This is a genomic window from Glycocaulis abyssi (assembly GCF_041429775.1).
In the GTDB taxonomy this organism is placed as follows: Bacteria; Pseudomonadota; Alphaproteobacteria; order Caulobacterales; family Maricaulaceae; genus Glycocaulis; species Glycocaulis abyssi.
Map to the genome: position 1 here is coordinate 906,491 of NZ_CP163421.1, position 23,687 is coordinate 930,177.

Genomic DNA, 23,687 nt, shown 5'->3' on the forward strand with positions numbered 1-23,687 from the left:
AAATCCTTATATGCGTCTAGCGGAGGTCGATGAAGGGCGCGCCAAGCGCCTCGCAGGCTGCTAACAGCCCGGCATCCCGGCTGGCAAGGGCCGCGTCCAGCGTCACCGCCAGCGACAGGTAGGCATAGTCGAACAGGGAGAGGTTTGCATCGAAGGCAGGCGTTACCGATGCCTGAACCTGTTCAACTGCGGGCGCCTCCTGCAGAAATATCTCGAGCGCGTCGATCGCGCGCAGGTCCGCCTCCAGACTGCGGCCGGAGCGCTGCGCGTAGCGCATGAGGACATTGGTCGTTTCCCACGCGAAAATGTAGGGCGCGGTCAACGTGTATGCATCCAGCCTGTCGAAGAGAGCAGCGGTGCGGGTGGTCGCATGTGACGGGATCACAAAGGCAATCGCCGCCGAAGCGTCGAGCACGATCAGTTCGTCATTCACGAGCGGCCAAGCTCTTTAAGCTCTTCCCAGCTCACCGCATCCAGCTCCGGATCAGTTGGCTGGGTCTCGTGCAGCTTGCCAAAAACCTTTTTCAGTTCCGCCTGCGAGAGCCGCCGCCGGGACGGTTCCGGCCGGACGGCGCCGGGCGAGCGCAGAACCGTCGCCAGCGGCTTGCCGTGGCGGGTAATGGTGATGGGCTCGCCGGTCTTCTCCAGCTCATCGAGCAGGCGGGAGAGATGGGTTTTCGCCTCAAGCACGCCGACATATTTCATCGTGGCACCCGTCAATTCTGACCAGAAGTCTGACCATAATAGCGCAAATTCTGGTCAGAATCCATTGTGGGCTGGCAATGCCGCTCTTCATCGCTTCCCGGCGCAAATTAGCCCAGCCCATTTCTCGATCGCGGCAGGTGCGCGGAAGCCCAGAAGCTCCAACCTCGTCACCCCCACGAAGGTGGGGGTCCATAGATCATGGAGCGAAGGCAGTTGTCGTCAGCTCTGGGTTCCCGCCTGCGCGGGAACGACGAAGATGAAACCCTACCTGAGCACATCCTTCGCGATGATGACGCGCATGATCTCGTTAGTGCCTTCAAGGATCTGGTGGACACGCAAATCGCGCACGATCCGCTCGATTGGGTAGTCCTTCAGATAGCCATAGCCACCATGCAGCTGCAGGGCGTCATTGGCGATTTTGAAGCCAAGATCGGTCGCGAACCGCTTCGCCATCGCGCAGTATTTCGGCGCGGACGGATCGTTTGCGTCCAGCGCTGCGGCCGCGCGGTAGAGCATGAGGCGCGAGGCTTCCAGCTCGGTGGCCATATCGGCCAGCTTGAATTCATTAGCCTGAAACGCGGAGATCGGCTTGCCGAACTGCTTGCGCTCTCTGGTGTAGGCCACGGCCAGATCGAAGGCTTCTGACGCACCGCCGAGCGAGCACGCGCCGATATTGATGCGCCCGCCATTGAGGCCCTTCATGGCGAGGGTAAAGCCCATGCCCTCTTCTGCCAGGCGGTTTTCCACCGGCACGCGGCAGTCCTCGAACGTGACGACGGCTGTGGGCTGCGAGTTCCAGCCCATCTTCTTCTCGTTGGCGCCGAACGAGAGCCCCGGCGTACCCTTCTCCACCACGATTGTGGAAATCCCCTTTGGCCCGTCCTCGCCCGTGCGGCACATGACGACATAAAGGTCCGACACCCCGCCGCCGGAGATGAAGGCTTTCGCGCCGTTAAGCACATAATGGTCGCCATCGCGCACAGCCTTGGTGCGCAGGCTGGCGGCGTCCGAACCCGCTCCGGGCTCGGTCAGGCAGTAGGAGCCGATAATGTCCATGGCCGTCAGGCGCGGCAGCCAGCGCTGGCGCTGCTCTTCGCTGCCCCAGCTATCGATCATCCAGCTGACCATGTTGTGAATGGAGATGAAGGCAGCCGTGGAGACGCATCCGCGCGAGAGTTGTTCAAAGATCAGCGCGGCATCGAGGCGGCTCATGCCAGAGCCACCCACATCGTCGCGCGTGTAAATGCCGGCAAAGCCCATTTCAGCGGCTTCTTTCAGGACATCGACCGGGAAATGCTTTTCCTCGTCCCAGCGCGCGGCATTGGGCTTTAAACGGTCATCAGAGAATTTGCGTGCGGCGTCCTGAATCAGCGCCTGCTCTTCCGTCAGCTCGAAATTCACGGCAAACCTCCTGACAAGCTCTAATGGTCTTTGGCACGCGAGATAGACGATATGGCCCTGTTTCCCAATACCCGCCTGCGCCGCACGCGCAGCCAGCCCTGGATACGCGATCTGGTTCGCGAGACCCATCTGACCCCGCACGATCTTATCTGGACCATTGTCGTATCAGACAGCGCCGACCCTATCGAGCCGGTCGAGGCCATGCCCGGCACGGTGCGCATGAGCGTTGCCGAAGCCGCCAAGGCCGCAAAGCGCGCACGCGATCTCGGCATCCCCGCCATTGCCGTCTTCCCGCATATCGATCCATCGCTGAAGGATAATTCCGGTACCGAAGCGCTAAATCCTGATGGCCTCGTCATGCGGGCGGTGAAAGCCATGAAGGACGCCGCGCCGGAGGTTGGGATCATCTGCGATGTCGCGCTCGATCCCTTCACCGATCATGGCCATGACGGCGTGATGGAAGGCGGCGTGATCCTCAATGATGCGACCGTCGACCTCCTCATCGCGCAGAGCCTTGCCCAGGTTGAGGCAGGCTGCGATGTGCTGGCCCCGTCCGACATGATGGATGGCCGCATCGGCGCGATCCGTAACGCGCTGGAGGAGGCCGGCCATACCGATACGCTGATCCTCTCCTATGCCGCGAAATACGCATCAGGCTTCTACGGGCCCTACCGCTCCGCCATCGGCTCGGCGGCACTGCAGGGCGACAAGAAGACCTATCAGATGGACCCGGCCAACACCGATGAGGCGCTGCGCGAGGTGGCCATGGATATCGAGGAAGGCGCCGACATGGTGATGGTCAAGCCGGGCCTTCCCTATCTCGATATCGTCACCCGTGTGAAGGAAGCGTTCGGCGTGCCGACCTATGCCTTCCAGGTTTCCGGCGAGTACGCGATGATCATGGCGGCGGCGCAAAACGGCTGGATTGATGGCGAACGGGTGATGATGGAGACCCTTACCTGCTTCAAGCGCTCGGGCGCGGACGGCATCCTCACCTATTTCGCGCCCACGGCTGCGGAGATTCTGGGGGAGTAGAGCCCCTCCTAATCAATCTTCCCGATCGGCGGCAGGGACCAGCCAAAGAGGATGGCCGCGCCCCGTATGACGAAAGCGAGCGCAGCGGCTCCGAGCGCGGCGACACTCGTCATCACGCCCATCTGCACCGCGATGATATAGGCCGAAGCCCCCGCCAATGCGGCGAGCGCATAGATTTCGGCGCGCAGGATGAGCGGCACCTCGTTGACGATGATGTCTCGCAACAGTCCGCCAAACGCCGCGCTCATCACGCCGGTCAGCGCGGCGATGGACCAGTGCGCCCCGGCGGCAAGACCGGCCTGCGCGCCGATAACGCAAAAGACGCTAAGGCCCGCCGCATCGGCCCAGACCAGAGCTTTCAGCCGGATACCCTTGCCGGACGTGACCAGCGCCGAGGCATAATAACCCGCCACACCGCCGATCAGCGCCAGGGCGAGATATTCCGGCGCATTGACCCAATAGACAGGCAGGCTGCCCAGGATCATGTCACGCAGCGTGCCGCCGCCCATACCCGTCACGGCGCCAAGGATCGCCGCCCCGAACGGATCCAGCCGGTTGCGCGCGGCAATGATGCCGCCCGAAACGGCGAACAGGAACACGCCGGCATGATCGAGAATGGAAAAGAGAAGCTCGACGCTCATTCGCGGTTCAGCCGGGCGATGACGCTGGACGTATCCCAGCGCTTGCCGCCCATGGCTTCCACTTCGGCGTAGAACTGGTCGACCAGCGCGGTTACGGGCAATTTGGCGCCATTGGCGCGCGCCTCTTCAAGCGCGATACGCAGATCCTTGCGCATCCATTCGACAGCAAAGCCGAAATCGAACTTGCCCTGATCCATGGTCTGCCAGCGGTTTTCCATCTGCCAGCTCTGTGCCGCGCCCTTTGAGACCGCGCTGATGACAGTTTCCACATCCAGCCCGGCGGCTTGTGCGAAGTGAATACCTTCAGACAGCCCCTGCACCAGCCCCGCAATGCAGATCTGGTTGACCATCTTGGTCAGCTGACCTGCACCGGCGGGGCCCGCATGCACGATGGCCTTGGCATAAGACTGCATGACGGGTTCAGCCTTGGCGAATGTGTCCTTGTCGCCCCCGCACATGATGGAAAGCTGGCCGTTCTCCGCCCCCGCCTGCCCGCCTGACACCGGCGCATCGACAAAACCGATACCCCTTGCGCTGGCCGCCTCATGGAGTTCGCGCGCCAGCTTGGCGGAGGCGGTCGTGTGGTCCACGAGCACCGAGCCCGGCTTCATGTGTTCGAGCAACGGAAGGGCGACGGCGCGTACATCAGGATCATCGCCAAGGCACATGAAAACGATATCGGCGCCGCTGGCGGCCTCTTCAGGCGTGCTGGCTGCAACGCCTGCATGCTGGTCCGCCCACGCCTTCGCCTTGGCGCCGGTACGGTTCCAGACCCGCACCTCATGGCCCGCAGCCTTGAGATGTCCGGCCATCGGAAAGCCCATTACGCCCAGTCCCAGGAAGGCAGCAATCGTCATGGATAGTCTCTCCTGAAGCGCTTCAGTGCGCCGCTGCAAATACCGAACGGTGGAATACCAGCGCCGGGGCAGTGCGTGGCCGGTCAAAGGCCGCTACCCGCCCGACTATGATGATGTGGTCGCCGCCCTCGTGCACGGCGTCCAGCGTGCATTCGAACCGGGCAATGGCGTCTCTTACCAGCGGCACGCCGGTTGTGCCCTCGGTCCACTGCCCGCCTGCCCGTCCCAGATCATCGTCGCGCGCGCAGGCCAGCGCCAGCGCTTCCTGATCCGCCCCCAGCACATTGATGGCAAAGCGCGGCGCAGAAGCGAACTGGTCATAGCGCAGGCTGGCCCGGTCCAGCGACCACAGCACCAGGGGCGGCTCCAGCGAAACGGACGCAAAGGAATTGATGGTGAGAGCGCGGGCGCGCCCCTCCTCCAGCACCGTGACCAGAGCCACGCCGGTAGGGTAACAGCCAAGAGCGTCGCGAAAGGTGCGCGCAGTTTCCAAAATTTGCCTCCGTCCGGGCCTTCAACCCGCCCTTAACCCTGTTCGTATAGCTTGACGATAGAACAACAAGAAATGCGGGTGTGAGATGACTGCCGGTCGACCGATCATCATCAAAAAAATCAGGAAAGCCGCACATGGTCATCATGGCGGCGCGTGGAAAGTGGCATATGCCGATTTCGTCACCGCGATGATGGCCTTTTTCCTGCTGATGTGGCTGATTAATTCGGTCGATCAGGAGCAGCTGCGCGGCGTGGCCGACTACTTCTCCCCCTCTACCGTCAGCACGGATAATTCCGGGTCTGCGCCCTTGCGGCTGATGCCGCCGCGCGGCGATCAGGGCATCTCCAGCCCGGATATGGCGTTTCTGGAGCGCAATCCAACCTCCCATGCCCCCGGTTCGGGATCGGACGATACGCCCGATGATGGCCGGGGCAGCCCGCGCGACGTCGCGCAGGACGCGCTGACCAGCGCTCTGGCACGCCGCGAGCAGGCCGAGTTTGAAAGCGCCGAAATGTCACTGCGTCAGGCGCTGGAAGAAATGCCGGAGCTGGCCGAGTTGTCGCGTCACCTGATTATCGATCAGACACCCGAAGGGCTGCGTATTCAGCTGATCGACGAAGAAGGCCGCCCGATGTTCAATGCGGGCGCAACCCGGCCCAATGAGCGCGCCATCGTGCTCTTGCGCGCGGTTGCCGATGTGGTGGATCGCCTGCCCAACCGCATCACGATCTCCGGTCACACCGACGCCTCCCCGGTTCCGGCCAGTGCGCCGTCGAACTGGGAGTTGTCGTCTGCCCGCGCCAATTCTGCGCTACGCGTATTGCAGGAGCGCGGCATTTCCGATGACCGGGTTTCCGATGTGCGCGGCAAGGGCTCTGCCGAGCCTCTCTTCCCCGACGATCCCTACATGGCCGGCAATCGCCGCCTGTCGATCGTGCTGCTGCGCGAAGCGCCCGTCCTGCCGCCCGGCGGCGCGCTGTAGGCTCCCGCGCCTTGTGTGAAAACTGGCTGTTCCGGTGGAACTGCGCTGAGGCTACACTGATTTCAATCCTGACGCGGATTCGCCGCCGGTATTGAGGGATCAGAATTGCCGTGACGCACCCGTTCACCACGCGCCAGTTGCCGTTTTTCCTGACGGCGCCAACGCCCTGTCCCTATCTGCCAGGGCAGCTGGAGCGCAAGGTGTTCACGCGTGTGGACCCGTCTGATGGCCCCGGCCTCAATGATGCGCTGACCCATGCCGGTTTCCGCCGCTCGCAATCCATTCTCTACCGGCCGGCCTGTGAGCGCTGCTCGGCCTGCAAGTCGGTGCGCATACCCGTTGCCGACTTCAGCTTTTCACGGTCCCAGCGGCGTATCCTGAAGCGCAATGACGATCTCAGGGCCGATATCCGCCCGGCTGATGCCACTACCGAGCAATTTGCCCTGATGAGCCGCTATCTGGAATCGCGTCACGGCGATGGTGACATGGCGGGTATGCACTTCCTCGACTATGTCGGCATGGTCGAAGATGGCATGCAGCGCACGCACATCACCGAATACCGCGATGCCTCCGGCCATCTCGCCGCCGCTGCCCTGGTTGATGAATTGCCCGACGGGCTATCACTGATCTACAGCTTTTTTGACCCCGACCGGGCCGGTCTCAGCCCCGGCAAATTCATGATTCTCGATCATGTCCGGCGCGCCAGAATGGCCAGCCTGGCGCACGTCTATCTGGGCTACTGGGTCAAGGGCAGCGCCAAGATGGACTACAAGGCGCGCTATTCCCCGCTGGAAGTCCTTGAACCTGCAGGCTGGCGGCGGTTAGAGGCTGGCGGGTAGGTTAAACCCTGCTATGGAAGGGCAAAGGCCCGTCCGTGAATCGGGCCATCGCGCCAGACAGGCGCATTCGGGGAGATAATCATGGATCGCAGGACATTCCTGAGCGGTGCCACCATCGCGACCGCCGCAGCCGCAACCGCCTGTTCACAGGAAACACCGGGGGATGTGGCCGCTCCGGCTGTAAACCGGCGGCGCACCCGCCGTCTGCGCATGGTCACCACCTGGCCTGCCAATTTTCCAGGGCTTGGCACCGCTGCGGACACGACCGCGCGCCTGATCGGTGAAATGTCCGGCGGCGAGCTGGAAGTGCAGGTCTATGGCGCGGGCGAGATAGTCGGCGCATTCGAGGTTTTCGACGCTGTCTCCAACGGCGTTGCCGACATGTATCACGCCGCCGAGTATTACTGGCAGGGCCGCTCTCCCGCCTATAATTTCTACTGCGCTGTACCGATGGGTCTGACGGCTACCGAGATCATGGCGTGGGTGGAGTTTGGTGGCGGTCAGGAATTGTGGGACGAGCTGTCGGCCCAGTTCAACATCAAGCCCTTCCAGGCTGGCAATACCGGCCACCAGATGGGCGGATGGTTCAAGCGCGAGATCAACGCGCTGTCGGATTTCAGGGGCCTGCGCGTGCGCATGCCCGGCCTAGGCGGCGATGTGATCCGGGCGCTCGGCGGCGCAGCGGTCGCGCTCTCCGGCGGTGAAATCTATCAGGCCCTCCAGTCCGGTGCGATTGACGCCACCGAATGGGTCGGCCCGTGGAACGATCTGGCCTTCGGCTTCTATCGCGAGGCGCCCTATTATTACGGCCCCGGCTTCCACGAGCCGGGTTCCGCGCTCGCCATCGGTGTCAATCTGGGCGTCTGGGAGAGCCTGCCGGCCCAGCATCAGGCCATTGTGCGCGCCGCCTGCCGCGCGGCCAACAACCAGTCGATTGCCGAGTTTACGCATCACAATGGTATCGCACTGCAAACCCTTATCGAGGATCACGGCGTCCAGCTTCGCAATTTCTCCGACGAGATATGGCGCGAGGTCGGCCGGGTCAGTGAAGAGGTTGTCGCCAACGCGGCCAATGCCGACGCCATGTCCCGGCGCGTCTATAACAGCTATGTCCAGTCGCGGCGGCGTTCGCGCGAATGGGCCAACGTATCCGAGACGCCCTATCTGCAGATGCGCGAACTCGTGCTCGGCGGCTAGACCATGACCATGAAGGCGGGAGACTGGCTGCTCATCGCGCTCATTGTGCTGACACTGGCGCTGATCGGTGCCGAGCAGATCAGCCCGGGCGCGGTGCAGGGCTGGTTCGCATCCGGGATCGTCCTGCGCGGGCAGTATCTGGACACTGCTCTGGACTGGGCGGGCTGGGCACTGACGCCGGTCCTGGCCCTGCCAGTTCTTGCGGCTGTGTGGACCATAATCGCCGCTCCGCCCGCCCTGATGACGGTGGCACTGGTCTATATCAGCCGCGTTATTGACGCCGTGAACCGGGCCATTGGCGACGCGGCGCGCTGGTTTGCGCTGGCGCTGGTGCTTGTGACCAGTCTTGTTGTCATTCAGCGTTATGTTTTCGGTGTTTCGATCACAAAGTTGCAGGAAAGCATGATCTATTTTCATGCCCTGCTCTTCCTGCTGTCGAGCGCAGTGACGCTGCTCGCAGGCGGGCATGTCCGCGTCGATATTTTCTACTCGCGCCTCTCTGCCAGGGCGAAGGCGTGGACCGATATCGCCGGCGTCTATCTGGCCCTGATCCCGATGTGCTGGCTGATCCTGGACACGTCACGCTCCTATGTGGGCGGCGCGTGGCGGGTCATGGAGCGCTCGCGCGAGAGCGACGGCCTGCCGCTTGTCTTTGCATTGAAAACCGCCATCCCGGTCTTCGCGGTGATGATGATCGCGCAAGGGGTCTCGATGGCGGCCAGAGCAGCGCTGACGCTCGGCGGCAAGGACACTCCGGAGGAGGGCCAGCGCGAGGACGTGCCGAAGGCAGCGCTGTGATGGATATTCTGTTCACCGCCCTGCCCTTCCTGATGTTCATAACGGCCGTCGTGGCGCTGCTGCGCGGCTTCCCGGTGGCCTTCACGCTCGCCGGTGTCGCCATCCTCTTTGCGCTGATCGGGCTGGCGCTGGACGCGTTTGATCCGCTGCACTTGCGCGCATTCCCCCAGCGCATCTATGGCAACATCATGGAGATGGACAAGTCCATCCTCGTGGCCGTGCCGCTCTTTGTGTTCATGGGCGTGATGCTGGAAAAGTCGCGCGTTGCCGAGGAATTGCTCGAAGCCATGGGCGCGCTCTTCGGCTCGCTGCGCGGCGGGCTGGGCATCTCGGTGGTAATCGTCGGCGCATTGCTGGCAGCATCCACCGGCATCGTAGGCGCCACGGTCGTCACGATGGGGCTTCTGTCCCTGCCGACCATGCTCCGGCGCGGCTATGACCCGGCCCTGGCCAGCGGCTCCATCGCCGCGTCCGGCACGCTGGGCCAGATCATTCCGCCGTCCATCGTGCTGATCCTGCTCGGCGACCAGCTCGGCTCCGCCTATGCGCGCGCGCAGCGTGAACAGGGCATTTTTTCGCCGGACATCCTGACCGTGGGCGATCTGTTTGCAGGCGCACTGGTACCCGGCCTGCTGCTGGTCAGCGCCTATATCATCTACCAGATCGTCATCGCGATTACCCGCCCTGCCGCCTCGCCTGCCATCCCCAAGGAGGAGCTGAACGCGGACATCTTCAAGATCGTGCGCGCACTGGTGCCGCCGCTTGGCCTGATCATCGCCGTCCTCGGCTCCATACTCTCCGGCCTTGCCACGCCAACCGAAGCCGCCGGTGTTGGCGCACTCGGCGCGACCCTGCTGGCGGGTTTCCGCAATGCCGGTGCCAGCACCAATCCGCGATCAGGACGATGGCTGGTAGCGATAGGCGCGATCAGCCTGCTGGCGCTGATCGCTGCCGCCGTCCTGTTAAATCTGCGTGCCGGAACAGACGGGTCAACGCGCCTCTTTGCGCTGGCGCTCGGCGCACTGGCAGCAATCGGCACCGCCGGCGCGATCATCCGCCTGTTCCGCACCGGGGTGTTGGACGAGGTGATGACGCAGACCGCGCGCATCTCCTCCATGGTGTTCGTGATCCTGATCGGTGCTTCCCTGTTTGCGCTGGTATTCCGCGAGCTGGGCGGCGATGGCAGCGTGCGCGCCATGCTGGAGGCGGTGCCAGGCGGGGTGTTTGGCGCGGTGCTGGTGGTAATGCTCATCATGTTCGTGCTGGGCTTCTTCCTCGACTTTATCGAGATCACCTTCGTGGTCGTGCCGATCGTTGCGCCCATCCTGTTCCTGATGGGGGTGGACCCGATCTGGCTGGGCGTATTGATGGCGTTGAACCTGCAGACCAGCTTCCTCACCCCGCCTTTCGGATTTGCGCTGTTTTACCTGCGCGGGGTTGCCCCGCCTTCCCTGCCGACCAGCGCCATCTATCGCGGGGCCATACCCTTCGTTATCATCCAGCTTTTCGCAATCGCGCTGGTGGCGGCCCTGCCCTGGCTCGCGACCGCCCTGCCCAGAATGCTCTATGGCTAGTCAGACACCCGCCAACGATCCGCACACCCCCACACCCGCCGAACGCGCGGCCCTGCAACGCGGCGTGATCGTCGTCATCGCGCTGGCATTGACCGTGCTGCTGGTCTGGATGGTGAAGGACTATCTGAGCGCGGTGTTCCTGGCGGCAGTGCTGGCCCTGATGCTGACCCCGGTCCAGAACGCCATGACCGGCAAGCTGGGCGGCCGGACGCGTTTATCAGCAAGCCTGCTGATGGTGTCTGTTGTTCTGATAGGCATGGTACCGCTTGGCATTCTGGTCGTGATTGTCGTGCGCGAAGCGATGCAGGTGGGCGAAGCCCTCACCCCCTTCGTGCAGGAACAGGTAGCCGCCTGGCGCGAGGCCGGTGGCGGCGTACCCGAATGGGTGCCCTGGCGCGAGGAAGTGATCCGCTATCAGGGCGAGATCGCCAGCCAGATCGGCAGCTTCGCCTCCACCGCGGGCCGCATCTTCATCAATGCGATGACATCGGCGGCCGGCTCGACGCTGATGGTTTTCCTGAACCTGATCGTCTTTCTCTACGCACTCTACTATTTCCTGGTGCATGGGCGCGCCATGACGGCAACGACACTCAAACTCCTGCCCCTGCGCCCGCGCGACCGCCTATTGCTGGCAGGGCGCGCCGTTTCGACCATCCGCGCCACCATCAAGGGCACGCTTGTCATCGGGCTTGTGCAAGGCACCGTCACAGGGCTGGCGCTCGCCATAGCAGGCGTACCCGGTGCGCCTTTCTGGGGCGCGCTGGCGGGGCTGCTATCGGTCATTCCGGGCATTGGCACGCCGCTGGTCTGGGGACCTGCCGCCGCCTGGCTGATCTATCAGGGCGAAATGGCCGCCGGCATAGCACTCGGCGTGTTCGGCTTTGTCGTGATTATGAATATCGACAATTTCCTGCGCCCGCGCCTGGTCGGCAGGGACGCAAAGATGAGCGATCTCATGGTCCTCATCTCCACCCTCGGCGGCCTGACCCTGTTCGGCGCCATGGGCATCATTATCGGCCCGATGATTGCCGCCCTCTTCAGCGCGGTCTGGCACGTCTATGCGCGCGCCTACGCCCCCTTGCTGGGCGTGAGGTAGAGAAGTTTCCCCTCGTCCTTCGAGACGCTTCGCTGCGCTCGCCCTCAGGATGAGGGAAAACATCCGTCGCCCTCATGCTGAGGAGCGGCTGAAAGCCGCGTCTCGAAGCGCGAGGGCGAAACCCTAGACCGCAGGCACGGCCCCGGCGCGCGGCGGTGGCCGGTTGCCGCCCGCATAGCGCTCCAGCGCGGCGATGCGCTTGTCCATCGGCGGGTGAGTGGCAAACAGCCCCGCAAACCCGCTAGAGCGGTCATGCAGGAACATCTGGCGCACCTCGGCAGGCGCGCCCTCCACATCCGGATTGCCGGACACCTTCATCAGCGCGGAGATCATCGCGTCAGGATTCTTGGTCAGCTCCACCGCGCCCGCATCGGCCATGTATTCGCGCTTGCGTGACAGGGTGAAGCGGATGGCTATCGCCAGCACCCAGGCCAGCGCCGCCATGGCCAGCGCGACAAGGATGAACACGCCCGCATTGCCGCCCGATCCGCGCCTGCCACCGCCAGCCCGGCCAATCGCACCATGCAGCATGCCGCGCACCATGATCTCCACGGTGAAGGAGATGATGCCAACAAAGATGATGGAGATAACCAGCAGGCGCACATCGCGGTTGATGATGTGGGTCAGCTCGTGGGCCAGCACCGCTTCCAGCTCATCGCGATTGAGCTTTTCCATCAGGCCGCGTGTGACGGTCACAGCCGCCTGCTTCTCGGTGAGGCCGGACGCATAGGCATTGAGCGCGGGTGTTTCGATGATCCGCAGGGCGGGCATGGTCAGCCCGCGCGAAATGCACAGATTTTCCAGCAGATTGTAGAGCTCCGGCTCATCATTGCGCGAAACCTTCTTCGCGCCGGTGCTCGCATCAATGATTTTCTGATGGAAGAGCCAGGCAATGCCAAACCAGATCACCACGCCGATCAGCACGAACGGCGTCACCATGGGCATGGCGTAGGCAGCCTCAGCGAAGGCAGCGCCGAAATCGGGCTCATAGGCTGAATAGCCAATGACCAGCACAGTCCCGGCATAGACCAGGCCCAGGATCAGGACAGGAAACCCTGCCAGCAGCAGGATGGATTTGAGATTATTGTTCCAGATATGGCTGCGAAGGCCGGTCGCTGCGAGCATGACTGGCCTCCGCGCGCGCCTGTTCCTAGAACTTCACCGACGGTGCAGCACGCTCCGACGCGGCAATCTCGAAGAACTCGCGCGACTTGAAGCCGAACGGGCCGGCCAGCACCACTGCCGGAAACTGCTCGATGGCCGTGTTGTATTCGGACACCGCGTTGTTGAAGAAGCGGCGGGCGGCGGCGATCTTGTTTTCCAGATCGGCCAGCTCGCGTTGCAGCGACAGGAAGTTCTGGTTGGCCTTCAGGTCCGGATAGGCTTCAGACAGCGCAAAGAGCTGGCGCAGAGCCCCGGTCAGCATGTTCTCGGCAGCGGCGAGATCCTTCATGCCGGTCGCATCAATCGCCTGCTGGCGCGCCTTGATGACGTTTTCCAGCGTCTCTTTCTCGTGGGTGGCATAGCCCTTCACGGTCTCGACCAGGTTCGGCACGAGATCATAGCGCTGCTTCATCTGCACATCGATATCGCCCCAAGCCTGGTTCGTCGTCTGACGCAGCGCCACAAGGCGGTTGTAGATGAGGATGATGGCCAGGCCGATAACGGCAAGGATGACGAGGATGATGACAAATTCCATGGAATTATCCTTCCCGTGAGGAGGTGGCAGGGCTTGAGCCTTTGATAATTAAACCCAACCGCCCGGCACGCCAAGCCTGTTGGGCGCTGGTGGCTTAAGTGGTGGTTTCCAGAAGACTGGCGCGGTACAAGTCCTTCTCACGTCCCATTAGTCTGAACAGACGTATCAGCTCGCTGCGGCTGGCGACCTGGACGGGCATGGCACCCGTGCCGAGGCTGATGCTTTCATGCACCTCCACCGGCCACCACTTACCCTCACGGCATACTTCCAGCCCGGCCATGATCTCGACCGGCACTTCGCCAAAGCTGGCGTTAAGGAACTGACGGGAGCGGAACAGTTGAGATGACTCGGACAGTTTTCGCGTGACATCGGCGCGCTCCAGAAGCGCTAATGCATCCCGGTCGGATACCAGCACATCAATGTCAGCCAGCGGCCCGTCTTCGATGCCGTAGAGATAGAGTCCGGCGCCGCCATAAATCGCCCATGGATCGCGGCAGGCTTTCATGGCGTCCGCCAGTGCAGTTAGCGTCCCGGCAAGGCCAGCCACCCCTAAACCTGCCCTCTCGGCGCGAAGCGCCCGGCGCGCGAAAAGCCCTTCGGTGCGAGGCGTCCGGCCTGCGCGCGCTTGCCAAGGAAGAGCTTCCAGTCTTCCACCGGGTGCTTGCGCCCTGCCCCGTCGGTCCAGGTCAGGCCCTCTTCAGCGGCAAACACCGCAACATCGCTGACCTCCCCGCCCTTGCCGCCGAGCAGGCGAACGCCCTTGCCGCGCGTCATTTCCGGGACTTCCTCCAGCGGGAAGACCAGCAGCTTGCGGTTCTCGCCAATGACGGCAGCAGAATCGCCTGTTGCTTCGGTGACCACAATCACTTCCGCGCCCTCGACGAGGTTCACAAGCTGGCGGCCTGCGCGCTTGATCGCCGGCAATTCAGCTTCCGGCACAACGAAGCCATGGCCGGAACTCGACGCGATCAGCAGCTTGCGGGCCGGATCGTGCTTCACGAGCGCCAGCGGGGCTGAACTTTCATCGAGATCGATCTGCAGGCGGACCGGCTCGCCAAAGCCGCGCCCGCCGGGCAGTTTCGAGGCATCCAGCGTGAACACCCGGCCATCGGTGGCAAAAAGGAGGAGCTTGTCGGTCGTCTCGCAGCGCACGGCAAAGGCGGTCTCGTCGCCATCCTTGTGTTTCAGCCCTGAGAGGTCGTCCACATGGCCCTTGAGCGCGCGTATCCAGCCCTTCTCGGACAGCACGACCGTCACCGGCTCGCGCACCACCAGCGCTTCTTCCACGCGGTCGGCAAGATCATCTGCTGGCGCATCGGCAAAATGGGTGCGGCGGCGGCCAATCGCGGTGCGCGGGCCGAAGCTCTCGCGCACGGCAGCGATCTCGCCATCCACCTTCGCCCATTGCTGCTCGTCGCTGGCGAGCAGGGATTTGAGCGCGCTGCGTTCGCCGGCCAGACGATCTGACTCGGCACGCAGCTCAATCTCCTCCAGCTTGCGCAAGCTACGCAGGCGCATATTGAGGATCGCCTCGGCCTGCCGCTCTGAAAGCTGGAATTCCGCCATCAGATCGGGCTTGGGCTCGTCGCTCTCGCGGATAATGGCGATCACCCGATCGAGGTTGAGGAAGCAGATGATATAGCCCGCCAGCACTTCCAGCCGGTCTTCCACCTGCGCCAGACGGCGTGTGGCGCGGCGCACCACCACTTCGCGGCGATGGTCGAGCCATATCTGCAAGACCTCTTTCAGGCTCATCACGCGCGGCGCGCCCTTGGGGTCCAGCACGTTGAGGTTCAACGGGAAGCGCACTTCCAGATCGGTCGCACGGAACATGGATTCCATCAGCACGGCCGGATCGACGGTGCGCGCGCGCGGCTCCAGCACAAGGCGCACATCCTCCGCGCTTTCATCCATCACATCGGCGAGCAGCGGCAGCTTTTTCGCTTCCATCAGGCTGGCAATGCGTTCCACCAGCCGCGCCTTCTGCACCAGATAGGGAATCTCCGTGACGACGATGCGCCAGGTGCCGCGCCCCTGATCTTCCACCTCCCATTTGGCGCGCAGGCGGAAACCGCCCCGGCCCGTCTCATAGGCTTCAAGGATGGAGGCGGCAGGCTCCACGCATATGCCGCCGGTGGGAAAGTCCGGCCCTTTGACGAATTTTGCCAGTGCGCGCACGTCTGCATCAGGCTTGGCGATCAGATGGCGCGCGGCATCGCAGATTTCAGCCGCGTTATGAGGCGGGACGCTCGTCGCCATGCCGACCGCAATACCCGTCGCGCCATTGGCCAGAAGGTTCGGGAACGCGCCCGGCAGCACGACCGGTTCTTCCTCCGACCCGTCATAGGTCTTGCGGAAATCGACCGTGTCCTCGTCCATATCCGCCAGCAGCAGGCGGGCCGCTTCGGTCAGGCGCGCTTCGGTATAGCGCATGGCCGCCGCGCTATCGCCGTCCACATTGCCGAAATTGCCCTGCCCCTCAATCAGCGGATAGCGGGCGGCAAAATCCTGCGCCAGGCGCACCAGCGCGTCATAGACGGACTGGTCGCCATGCGGGTGGTATTTACCGATCACATCGCCGACCACGCGCGCTGACTTCTTGAACGCGGCATCGGGATCAAGCTTTAGAAGGCGCATGGCGTGCAGGAGACGCCGGTGCACAGGCTTCAACCCGTCACGGGCATCGGGCAGCGCGCGCTGGGTAATGGTGGAAAGCGCATAGGCCAGATAGCGCGAGGACAACGCATCCTCGAAGCGCTCAGGGAAAATGCGTCCTGCCTCACCAACCGGTTCGTGTCCCATGCCCTGCCTCTGTCACTGATTCTGCTGGCGGCCAGTATAGGGCGTTCAGCCTAAAGTCTGCCCGCCGATTCCAGCCGCTCGATCATGCGCGTGCGCGCTTCGGGAAATACCTTGTCAGTGGGCCACAATACGCGCCGCTCCATGAAGTGAGCGGTCAGTTTGAGGCCCGCAGCTATATCGCCCGGCGAGACTTCGCCAGAGCCTGCCATGAAGCCCGGCAGGGCCAGCAGACGGTCAGCATATTCCGCGCCGGCCTCGGCACAGACCGCGCGCCCGGTGCGCGGGCTTACATATTTGAGATCATGGGTCTGGCCGGTCGCAGCGCACTTTTTCAGATCCATGCCATAGCCCAGATCAGCCAGCAGGCCCGCCTCCCAGCGGATATAGAGCGCGGGCCAGATATCGAGATCGTTCAGGGAGGACACCAGCACCTCGAACGCGCCATGCACCGCCGGATGCGCCTCACGCTCTGGCAGGGCCAGCACCGCCATCGCGCAGGCGGCATTGAGGCCCGATAGCGCCAGCGGGTCATCCATCAGCGCGCCGGCGTCCAGCGATTCCGCTTCCAGCGCGTAATTGCCCAGATGCTCGTCGAGGCGTGCCCGCCAGACCGCCCGCACGGCATTGCCCGGCTGCAGAACCGGCCGCATGGCCTTGGAGCGCCCGCCACGCACCAGACCGGGATGGCGGCCATGCTCCGGGGTCAGCAGCTCCACAATAGCGCTGGTCTCGCCATAATTGCGCACGGCGATGATGCGGCCTGTATCAGTCCATTCCATGGCAATAGTCTTGGCCGCTTTTTACGCCCGTCATCGTTCTTGGCAGAGCCCCACCCATCAACAGCGTTTTCCCGGCGGAAGCCGGGATCCAGAAAAAGTCTGGGCACCGGCTTTCGCCGGTGAAACGCCAGCCAATGGCCGAATAAGGAAGTTTCCTCACGCATCAAACTCCAGGCCGAGCGCGGAATAGCGCGCGCGCTCCTCGCTCCAGCCGGGGCGGACTTTCACGTGCAGGAAGAGGTGAACCTCGCGCTCCAGATCGGCGGAGAGCTCCTTGCGGGCGAGCTCGCCAATGGTTTTCAGCGTCTGGCCGCCCTTGCCGATGACCATCGGCTTGTGGCCTTCGCGCTCCACATAGATCGTCTGCTCGATACGCACCGAGCCGTCCTTGCGGTCCTGCCAGCTATCGGTCTCCACGGTGAGGCCATAGGGCAGCTCGTCATGCACGCGCAGGAACAGTTTTTCGCGCGTAATCTCGGCAGCCAGCAGACGCATGGGCAGATCGGCGATCTGGTCCTCATCATAGAAGAACTCGCCTTCGGGCATCAGCGCGACCAGGCGCGCGGCGAGATCCTTCACCCCGCTCCCATTGCTAGCAGAGACCATGAAGACCTCGCTATAAGCGCCTGTGTCATGGAGGCTTTGAGCGAGCGCCAGCAGCTCGTCGCGCTTGATGAGATCAATCTTGTTGAGCGCCAGAATGGCCGTCCGATTGGCGTTTTTAAGCCCTTCGATCACGCGGCGCGTATCTTCGTCGGCGCGCGCGTCCTGCCCGCCTGTACGGCCCTTCAGCACGCGCGACGCGGCAGCCGCATCGACCACGTGGACGATGGCATCGGCGTCATCCGCCCCGGCCCAGGCTGCTTTCACCATCGCCCGGTCGAGGCGGCGGCGCGGCGCGAACACGCCGGGCGTATCGACCAGCACGACCTGCGTGCGGTCTTTCATCATCACGCCGCGTATCTGGAAGCGCGTAGTCTGCACCTTGTGGGTGACGATGGAGACCTTCTGGCCGACCAGCGCGTTCACCAGGCTGGATTTGCCCGCATTGGGCGCGCCCATCACGGCGACAAAGCCTGCGCGGGTGGTGTCCTTACTGGTCATGGGCGTGTTCCCGTTTGAGCATGGCGTCTGCGGCGGCACGCTGGGCGGCCTGTTTGGTCGCGCCTTCACCCATAGCAGGTTCCAGCCCGTCTATCGTCACTTCCACCGTGAAATGCGGACGATGATCCGGCCCTTTGCGCGATACCAGCTTGTAGGCCGGCGCTGACAGGCTTTTGCGGGCGGCCCATTCCTGCAGATAGGATTTCGCATCCTTGGTCTGGCGGGTCAGCTGGGCCAGCTCCTCCTCCCACGCGGCGGCGAAAAAGGCGCGCGCGGCCGGGAGACCTCCATCCAGATAGATAGCGCCGATCAGCGCCTCGCAGGCATCGCCGAGAATGGATTCCTTCTCGCGTCCGCCCAGACGTTCTTCGCCCGGCGATAGCAGCAGCGCATCGCCCAGCCCCAGCGAGCGCGCCACGCGGGCGCACGCGCCCTTGTTGACCAGCGCATTCAGCCGGTGGGCCAGCCCGCCCTCGCTAAGCCCTTCAAACATGGCGTAGAGCTGCTCGGCCACCAGAAGCCCCAGCACGCGGTCGCCCAGAAACTCCATGCGTTCATTGGAATCGGTGCGGCGGCGACCATCACCATGGCTCGCATGCGTCAGCGCGATTTCCAGCAGGCCGGGATCGGTGAATTTGTAGCCGATGGCCTCTTCAAGCTGCTTGAGCCGGTTCGTCATGCCCCCGGCTCCGCCTTCGGGATGGCTTCCAGGATCGCGAATGCCTGCGCCCAGGGATAATCATCGGTCAGGGTCAGATGGACGGTGAAATCCATGCCTTCGGGGGTCAGCGCGCGCGCACGCTCCAGCGCCTTGCCCGACAGATTCATCGTCGGCTTGCCGCCCTTGAGATTGATGACTTCCAGATCGCGCCAGATCACGCCCCGGTATATGCCGGTGCCCAGCGCCTTGGCGGTCGCTTCCTTGGCGGCAAAGCGTTTGGCGTAAGTGTCCACCTCGCGCAGGCGGCTTTCGGCCTTGGCGCGCTCGCCTGCGCTGAAAACCCTGTTCTTGAACCGGTCGCCAAACCGCTCGATCGACCGCTCAATGCGGCGGATATCGATGATGTCTGTGCCGATGCCGATTATCACGCGACCTTCTCCGCGCGCGCTTCGTCCATCAAAGCGCGCATGCGTTTCACAGCCGTTTCCAGCCCGGTAAAGATCGCCTCGCCGATCAGGAAATGGCCGATATTCAGCTCGGCCAGCTCCGGTATGGCCGCCACAGGCTTCACATTTTCGAACGTCAGGCCGTGGCCGGCATGCGGCTCGATCCCGCGCCGGGCTGCCTCTCTGGCCGCTTCCTGCAGGCGTTCCAGCTCGCGCGCCACGCCCGCCTCATCGCCATCAAGCCAAAGCTCGGCATAGCGCCCCGTGTGGAGCTCCACCACCGGCGCGCCCAGCACTTCGGCTACCGCGATCTGTACCGGGTCCGGCTCGATGAAGAGCGAGACGCGGCACCCAGCGTCTTTCAGGCGGCGCACAATCGGCGCGATTGTGTTGTGCAGGCCCGCCACGTCCAGCCCGCCCTCGGTCGTGCGTTCCTCGCGCTTTTCCGGCACCAGGCAGGCGGCATGCGGACGGAAACGCTCGGCGATTTCGGCCATCTCGCCGGTCGCGGCCATTTCCAGATTGATCGGCAGGCGGGTGGCCGAGCGGATAGCCTCCAGATCGCTATCGCGGATATGACGCCGGTCTTCGCGCAGATGGATGGTGATGCCGTCCGCGCCCGCGCTTTGCGCTACTGCCGCTGCGCGCACGGGATCGGGATGCGCGCCGCCCCGGGCGTTCCTTATGGTCGCGACGTGATCGATATTTAGGCCCAGACGCAACATCGGCCTTACGCCTCCAGCCCCCGGCTGCCGGGCTTGATGGCCGGAATGCGCTCCAGCTCCGGCGGCAGCGCATCCTCGGCATAGGCCGGGAACGCCACCGTCGCGAGCGCGATCAGCGGCACGCCGACATCCGCACGCCCGCCGGAGCGGTCCACCAGGCAGCATTCAGCCACCACTTTCGCGCCGGTCTTCTCTATCGCGGAGATGCACTCGCGTGAGGAGAGGCCCGTTGTCACGATGTCCTCGACCACCAGCACGCGGTCGGCCGCCGTCAGCTGGAAGCCACGGCGCAGGCGGAACTCGCCATCCTCGCGCTCGACAAACAGGAAGGGCAGACCCAGCTGGCGCGCCGTTTCATAGCCTGGAATAATCCCGCCCAGCGCCGGCGAGACGATCGCGGTGATATTGTCCTGCACCTTCGCGCGCACCGCCTCTGCCATGGCTTTGCACAGCTTCTCGGTGCGAGCAGGCTCCCGGAAGACCAGCGCCTTTTGCAGAAAGACCGGGCTGCGAAGCCCAGAGGACAGGATGAAATGGCCCTCCAGCAAGGCACCCGCCTCGCGGAACTCGTCCAGCACTTCGTCTGCGGTCATCATGTCCGGCCTCCCGATAAAACGCGACGCTACTCGTAGCGGGCGCGCTCGGCACTGACTACCCGGTCACACGTCTTCAGTGCAGCGACGATATTGGACAAATGGCGCACGTCCACCACTTCGATATCGAACGCCATGTCGAAGAAATCGCGTGAACGCGACAATGTCTTGATATTGGTGATGTTGCCGCGTGCCTCGCCAACCGCGCCCGCAATCTCGGCCAGCACGCCCGGCTCATTGCGCACCGTCGCCAGCACCCGGCCCACCGAAACGGCATTCGACCGCGCTTCAGGTGTCCATTTCAGGTCGATCCAGTTGTCGCCGGAGGCCGGGTCTTCCTCTTCCAGCTCGGCCAGGCGTTCGCAGTCAATGACGTGCACTTCAACGCCGGAGCCTTCGCGCAATATGCCGACAATCCGGTCACCGGGCAGAGGCGAGCAGCACGCGGCAAAATGCAGTGACACGCCGGGCGTCAGCCCGCTGCCATGCACGTAAAGCGCGCCCTTTTCATCGTCGATCAGCTCGCGCTGGCTCGGATCGTTCGGGTTCTTCTCGCGCTGGCCGGGAAAGACGGCGTCGAAAAGCTGGGTTGAGGTGATCTGGCCGCGCCCCAGCGCCTGATAGAGCTCCGGCGCGGATTTCAGGTCGAGCCGGGCGAGCGCTTCACTGAGCATATTTTCCTTGAACGCCTTGCCCTCGCGCTGGAAGGCGTGTTCGGCAATCACCTTGCCGAGCCGCTCAAACTCCTGCAGCTGCGTCTCACGGATCAGCTTGCGGATGGCGGCCTTGGCGCGGCCCGTGACCACCAGGTCTTCCCACCCGGCGGGCGGCTGGCGCACCCCGCCCTTGATGATCTCCACCGTATCGCCATTACGCAGACGCGTTCTCAGCGGACGCTCGCGCCCGTTGATGCGCACACCCACCGCGCCTGCGCCCAGCTCGGTGTGGACCGCATAGGCAAAGTCCAGCGGCGTTGCGCCCTGCGGCAGGGCAATCAGCTCGCCCTTGGGTGTGAAGGCGTAGACCTGGTCTGTGAGCATCTCCAGCTTGGCATGCTCCAGGAACTCGTCCGGATCACCGCCCTGCTCGAGGATCTCGACAAAGGCGCGCAGCCGGCTGAGCGGATCGCCGCCCGCCTCCCGCGCTGATTTGGGATCATAGCCGTATCGCCCGGCCTTGTAGCGCCAGTGTGCGGCCACGCCGGTCTCGGCCACCGCCTCCATCGCCTCGGTGCGTATCTGCAGCTCCATGCGCACATTGTGCGGACCGACAATCGTGGTGTGCAGCGATCGGTAATTATTGGGCTTGGGTGTGGAGATATAGTCGTGGAAGCGCTCGGGCACCGAGCGCCAGTTCTGGTGGATCACGCCCAGTGTCCGGTAGCATTCATCCGGCGTGTTCACGATCACGCGGAAGGCATAGATGTCGGCGATGTTGTCAAACGAGGTGCCCTTGCGCTCCAGCTTGCGCCAGATCGAATAGGGCCGCTTCTCGCGCCCGAACACGCGGCAGTCTATGCCCGCCTCCTCCAGCCGCTGGGACAGAAGCGAGGACATGGCGGCAATGGCAGAGGCCCGCGTGGTGCGCAGCGCGGCCAGCCGGCGGGTGATCGACTCGTACGCATCGGGATTGATGTTGCGGAAAGCCAGGTCTTCCAGCTCCACGCAAATCCGGTTCACACCGATACGCCGGGCCAGCGGCGCGTAAATCTCCAGCGTTTCGCGGGCGATGCGTTCGCGCTTTTCCGGCTTGGGCATGAAATGCAGCGTGCGCATATTGTGTAGCCGGTCGCACAGCTTCACCAGCAGCACGCGGACATCATCGGTGATGGCCAGCACGAGTTTCTGGAAGTTTTCGGCTTGGCGGGTGCGCTTGTTGATCAGCTCCATCTGGCTGAGCTTGGTCTCGCCATCAACAAGCCGGGCGACATCATCGCCAAACAATTCTGTTATTTCTTCTAGGGTTGCATCCGTATCTTCAACTGTATCGTGAAGAAGGCCCGTGCAGACGGTCGCCACATCAAGATGCAGATCGGCCAGCAGCATCGCAACTGCCACCGTGTGCCCGTAATAGGGCTCACCCGAATGGCGTTTCTGGTGGGAATGCTTGTCGCGCGAATACTCATAGGCGCGCCGGATAAGGTCCGCATCCGCATTGGGATGATAGGCCCTTACCCGCGCAATGAGATCATCGGCGCTTGGGATACTTCCCGGCGCTTCGGCGGACGCGCTGAGCGCTACCCCGCCCAATGCTTACAAACGGCCGTCTGCCGGCCCGTCCCGATCGCTCTGAAGGGCGCGCAGCATGGCCGCTTCGTCCATTTCCGGAGCCGGAAGCGCGCGCGGAGCTTCAGCCGCATCATGGCGCGCATCCTCCTCGTCTTCATCGGCGGGAATGACACGCTCCAGACCGGCGACCAGGCTTTCCGACAATGCGTCGAGATCGAGCTTTTCCTCTGCAACCTCGCGCAGGGCCACCACCGGGTTCTTGTCGTTGTCCCGGTCAATCTGCAGCTGGGAACCGGCCGCGATATTGCGGGCGCGGTGCGCAGACAGAAGGACCAGCCGGAACCGGTTGGGGATTTTTTCGATGCAGTCTTCGACAGTAACGCGAGCCATGAGCGTGGACGCTCCCAATGCAAACAGGGGGGTCGGGGGTAATAGCGAACCCTCCTGATACCTTAGTGCGGCTCCCGCTTCAAGCGCGGCGCTGCGCTGCACAAAGGTTCAGCTCCCAGCGGCAAACCTGCCAAGGCGCGTCGTCGCTTCAACATCCGCGCGGGCGAGCGCCTCTGTAAGGGCGGCAATCCCCTCACCTGTCGCGGGGTGAGCCCAGCCCGGCGCGATCTCGGCAAGCGGCAACAGAACGAAGGCGCGCTGATGCGCACGCGGATGCGGCAGGAGCGGCCCCTGCCCCTCACCGGCTATAAGTCCATCAAAATCAATGATATCCAGATCAAGCGTGCGCGGCGCATTGCGCACGGCCCGCACCCGTCCGAACTGCCCCTCCACCTCATGCAGGCAGGCAAGCAACTCACGCGGCGTCAGGCGCGTTTCCACTTCGGCCACAGCATTCACATAAGCCGGGTCTGCCGGATCCGGCCAGGCAGGTGACCGCCAGAGCGAGGAGCGCGCAACAAGCCGGACACCTTTGGCCTCAAGCGCATTTCCCGCCTCGCAGAGCAACGCGGCTGGCTGTATGCTGCCAAAGGCTTGGTTTGAGCCAAAAGCGATGTAGATACTCAAAACACTGCCTATTTC

The 23,687-nt window shown here is 63.5% G+C and carries 26 protein-coding genes; 7 read left to right on the forward strand and 19 right to left on the reverse strand.

Annotation, left to right across the window (positions count from 1 at the left end):
- Positions 1 to 16: 16 nt before the first annotated feature.
- From AB6B38_RS04480 to AB6B38_RS04490, 3 genes are all read right to left on the reverse strand, one after another.
- A complete protein-coding gene (locus AB6B38_RS04480; protein WP_371394576.1) occupies positions 17 to 433 on the reverse strand; it encodes a type II toxin-antitoxin system VapC family toxin in 417 nt (138 codons plus the stop codon).
- Positions 430 to 705 (reverse strand): type II toxin-antitoxin system Phd/YefM family antitoxin, encoded by a 276-nt coding sequence (locus AB6B38_RS04485; RefSeq protein ID WP_371394577.1) that lies wholly within the window; start codon positions 703 to 705, stop codon positions 430 to 432. The genes AB6B38_RS04480 and AB6B38_RS04485 overlap by 4 nt, the downstream gene beginning before the upstream one ends.
- A gap of 264 nt (positions 706 to 969) precedes the next feature.
- Positions 970 to 2,106, reverse strand: coding sequence for an isobutyryl-CoA dehydrogenase (locus AB6B38_RS04490; RefSeq protein WP_371394578.1), 1,137 nt, complete (start codon positions 2,104 to 2,106; stop codon positions 970 to 972).
- Positions 2,107 to 2,157: 51 nt separating this feature from the next.
- Here AB6B38_RS04490 and hemB point away from each other — a divergent pair, with 51 nt between their 5' ends.
- Positions 2,158 to 3,141 (forward strand): porphobilinogen synthase, encoded by a 984-nt coding sequence (gene hemB / locus AB6B38_RS04495; RefSeq protein ID WP_371394579.1) that lies wholly within the window; start codon positions 2,158 to 2,160, stop codon positions 3,139 to 3,141.
- Positions 3,142 to 3,149: 8 nt separating this feature from the next.
- Here hemB and AB6B38_RS04500 read toward each other — a convergent pair whose 3' ends face one another.
- The 3 genes from AB6B38_RS04500 to AB6B38_RS04510 are packed head-to-tail and all read right to left on the reverse strand — an operon-like array spanning position 3,150 to position 5,132.
- Positions 3,150 to 3,782 carry a trimeric intracellular cation channel family protein gene (locus AB6B38_RS04500; RefSeq protein ID WP_371394580.1) on the reverse strand — a complete coding sequence of 211 codons (633 nt, stop codon included), beginning with the start codon at positions 3,780 to 3,782 and terminating at the stop codon, positions 3,150 to 3,152.
- A complete protein-coding gene (locus AB6B38_RS04505) occupies positions 3,779 to 4,639 on the reverse strand; it encodes an NAD(P)-dependent oxidoreductase (RefSeq protein WP_371394581.1) in 861 nt (286 codons plus the stop codon). Before AB6B38_RS04505 ends, AB6B38_RS04500 begins: the two co-directional genes overlap by 4 nt.
- 22 nt (positions 4,640 to 4,661) lie before the next feature.
- Positions 4,662 to 5,132, reverse strand: coding sequence for a flavin reductase family protein (locus AB6B38_RS04510; protein WP_371394582.1), 471 nt, complete (start codon positions 5,130 to 5,132; stop codon positions 4,662 to 4,664).
- Positions 5,133 to 5,217: 85 nt separating this feature from the next.
- Here AB6B38_RS04510 and AB6B38_RS04515 point away from each other — a divergent pair, with 85 nt between their 5' ends.
- From AB6B38_RS04515 to AB6B38_RS04540, 6 genes are all read left to right on the forward strand, one after another.
- The gene (locus AB6B38_RS04515; RefSeq protein WP_371394583.1) at positions 5,218 to 6,114 is read left to right on the forward strand and encodes a flagellar motor protein MotB; all 897 of its coding nucleotides are present in this window, start codon (positions 5,218 to 5,220) and stop codon (positions 6,112 to 6,114) included.
- A gap of 110 nt (positions 6,115 to 6,224) precedes the next feature.
- The gene (locus AB6B38_RS04520) at positions 6,225 to 6,953 is read left to right on the forward strand and encodes an arginyltransferase (RefSeq protein ID WP_371394584.1); all 729 of its coding nucleotides are present in this window, start codon (positions 6,225 to 6,227) and stop codon (positions 6,951 to 6,953) included.
- A gap of 81 nt (positions 6,954 to 7,034) precedes the next feature.
- Positions 7,035 to 8,150 carry a TRAP transporter substrate-binding protein gene (locus AB6B38_RS04525; RefSeq protein WP_371394585.1) on the forward strand — a complete coding sequence of 372 codons (1,116 nt, stop codon included), beginning with the start codon at positions 7,035 to 7,037 and terminating at the stop codon, positions 8,148 to 8,150.
- Between the two features lie 3 nt (positions 8,151 to 8,153).
- A complete protein-coding gene (locus AB6B38_RS04530) occupies positions 8,154 to 8,948 on the forward strand; it encodes a TRAP transporter small permease subunit (RefSeq protein ID WP_371394586.1) in 795 nt (264 codons plus the stop codon).
- The gene (locus tag AB6B38_RS04535) at positions 8,948 to 10,522 is read left to right on the forward strand and encodes a TRAP transporter large permease subunit (RefSeq protein ID WP_371394587.1); all 1,575 of its coding nucleotides are present in this window, start codon (positions 8,948 to 8,950) and stop codon (positions 10,520 to 10,522) included. The genes AB6B38_RS04530 and AB6B38_RS04535 overlap by 1 nt, the downstream gene beginning before the upstream one ends.
- Positions 10,515 to 11,618: an AI-2E family transporter gene (locus AB6B38_RS04540; protein ID WP_371394588.1), complete on the forward strand. Its 1,104-nt coding sequence runs from the start codon at positions 10,515 to 10,517 to the stop codon at positions 11,616 to 11,618. The genes AB6B38_RS04535 and AB6B38_RS04540 overlap by 8 nt, the downstream gene beginning before the upstream one ends.
- 123 nt (positions 11,619 to 11,741) lie before the next feature.
- On the opposite strand, the gene AB6B38_RS04545 is transcribed toward AB6B38_RS04540, so the two are convergent.
- The 13 genes from AB6B38_RS04545 to folK all read right to left on the reverse strand — a co-directional run bounded on the left by AB6B38_RS04545 (position 11,742) and on the right by folK (position 23,672).
- Positions 11,742 to 12,743, reverse strand: coding sequence for a M48 family metallopeptidase (locus AB6B38_RS04545; protein ID WP_371394589.1), 1,002 nt, complete (start codon positions 12,741 to 12,743; stop codon positions 11,742 to 11,744).
- A 25-nt stretch (positions 12,744 to 12,768) separates the two neighbouring features.
- Positions 12,769 to 13,317: a LemA family protein gene (locus AB6B38_RS04550; RefSeq protein WP_371394590.1), complete on the reverse strand. Its 549-nt coding sequence runs from the start codon at positions 13,315 to 13,317 to the stop codon at positions 12,769 to 12,771.
- A gap of 94 nt (positions 13,318 to 13,411) precedes the next feature.
- Entirely contained in the window at positions 13,412 to 13,822 is a 411-nt protein-coding gene (locus AB6B38_RS04555; RefSeq protein ID WP_371394591.1) for a hypothetical protein, read from the reverse strand.
- A gap of 44 nt (positions 13,823 to 13,866) precedes the next feature.
- A complete protein-coding gene (gene parC, locus AB6B38_RS04560; protein WP_371394592.1) occupies positions 13,867 to 16,119 on the reverse strand; it encodes a DNA topoisomerase IV subunit A in 2,253 nt (750 codons plus the stop codon).
- A gap of 50 nt (positions 16,120 to 16,169) precedes the next feature.
- Positions 16,170 to 16,898, reverse strand: coding sequence for a DNA repair protein RecO (gene recO / locus AB6B38_RS04565; RefSeq protein WP_371394593.1), 729 nt, complete (start codon positions 16,896 to 16,898; stop codon positions 16,170 to 16,172).
- A gap of 156 nt (positions 16,899 to 17,054) precedes the next feature.
- Complete coding sequence (gene era / locus AB6B38_RS04570; protein ID WP_371394594.1) at positions 17,055 to 18,002, reverse strand: GTPase Era; 948 nt, start codon at positions 18,000 to 18,002, stop codon at positions 17,055 to 17,057.
- Positions 17,992 to 18,681, reverse strand: coding sequence for a ribonuclease III (gene rnc, locus AB6B38_RS04575; protein ID WP_371394595.1), 690 nt, complete (start codon positions 18,679 to 18,681; stop codon positions 17,992 to 17,994). The genes era and rnc overlap by 11 nt, the downstream gene beginning before the upstream one ends.
- Positions 18,678 to 19,091 carry a holo-ACP synthase gene (gene acpS, locus AB6B38_RS04580; RefSeq protein WP_371394596.1) on the reverse strand — a complete coding sequence of 138 codons (414 nt, stop codon included), beginning with the start codon at positions 19,089 to 19,091 and terminating at the stop codon, positions 18,678 to 18,680. Before acpS ends, rnc begins: the two co-directional genes overlap by 4 nt.
- A complete protein-coding gene (locus tag AB6B38_RS04585; RefSeq protein ID WP_371394597.1) occupies positions 19,088 to 19,834 on the reverse strand; it encodes a pyridoxine 5'-phosphate synthase in 747 nt (248 codons plus the stop codon). Before AB6B38_RS04585 ends, acpS begins: the two co-directional genes overlap by 4 nt.
- Before the next feature lie 5 nt (positions 19,835 to 19,839).
- Positions 19,840 to 20,427, reverse strand: a complete 588-nt coding sequence (gene pyrE, locus AB6B38_RS04590) for an orotate phosphoribosyltransferase (RefSeq protein WP_371395070.1) — start codon at positions 20,425 to 20,427, stop codon at positions 19,840 to 19,842.
- A 29-nt stretch (positions 20,428 to 20,456) separates the two neighbouring features.
- Complete coding sequence (locus AB6B38_RS04595; RefSeq protein WP_371394598.1) at positions 20,457 to 22,676, reverse strand: bifunctional (p)ppGpp synthetase/guanosine-3',5'-bis(diphosphate) 3'-pyrophosphohydrolase; 2,220 nt, start codon at positions 22,674 to 22,676, stop codon at positions 20,457 to 20,459.
- 3 nt (positions 22,677 to 22,679) lie between these two features.
- Positions 22,680 to 23,045 carry a DNA-directed RNA polymerase subunit omega gene (rpoZ, locus tag AB6B38_RS04600; RefSeq protein ID WP_371394599.1) on the reverse strand — a complete coding sequence of 122 codons (366 nt, stop codon included), beginning with the start codon at positions 23,043 to 23,045 and terminating at the stop codon, positions 22,680 to 22,682.
- A gap of 108 nt (positions 23,046 to 23,153) precedes the next feature.
- Entirely contained in the window at positions 23,154 to 23,672 is a 519-nt protein-coding gene (gene folK, locus AB6B38_RS04605) for a 2-amino-4-hydroxy-6-hydroxymethyldihydropteridine diphosphokinase (RefSeq protein WP_371394600.1), read from the reverse strand.
- Positions 23,673 to 23,687: the final 15 nt, after the last annotated feature.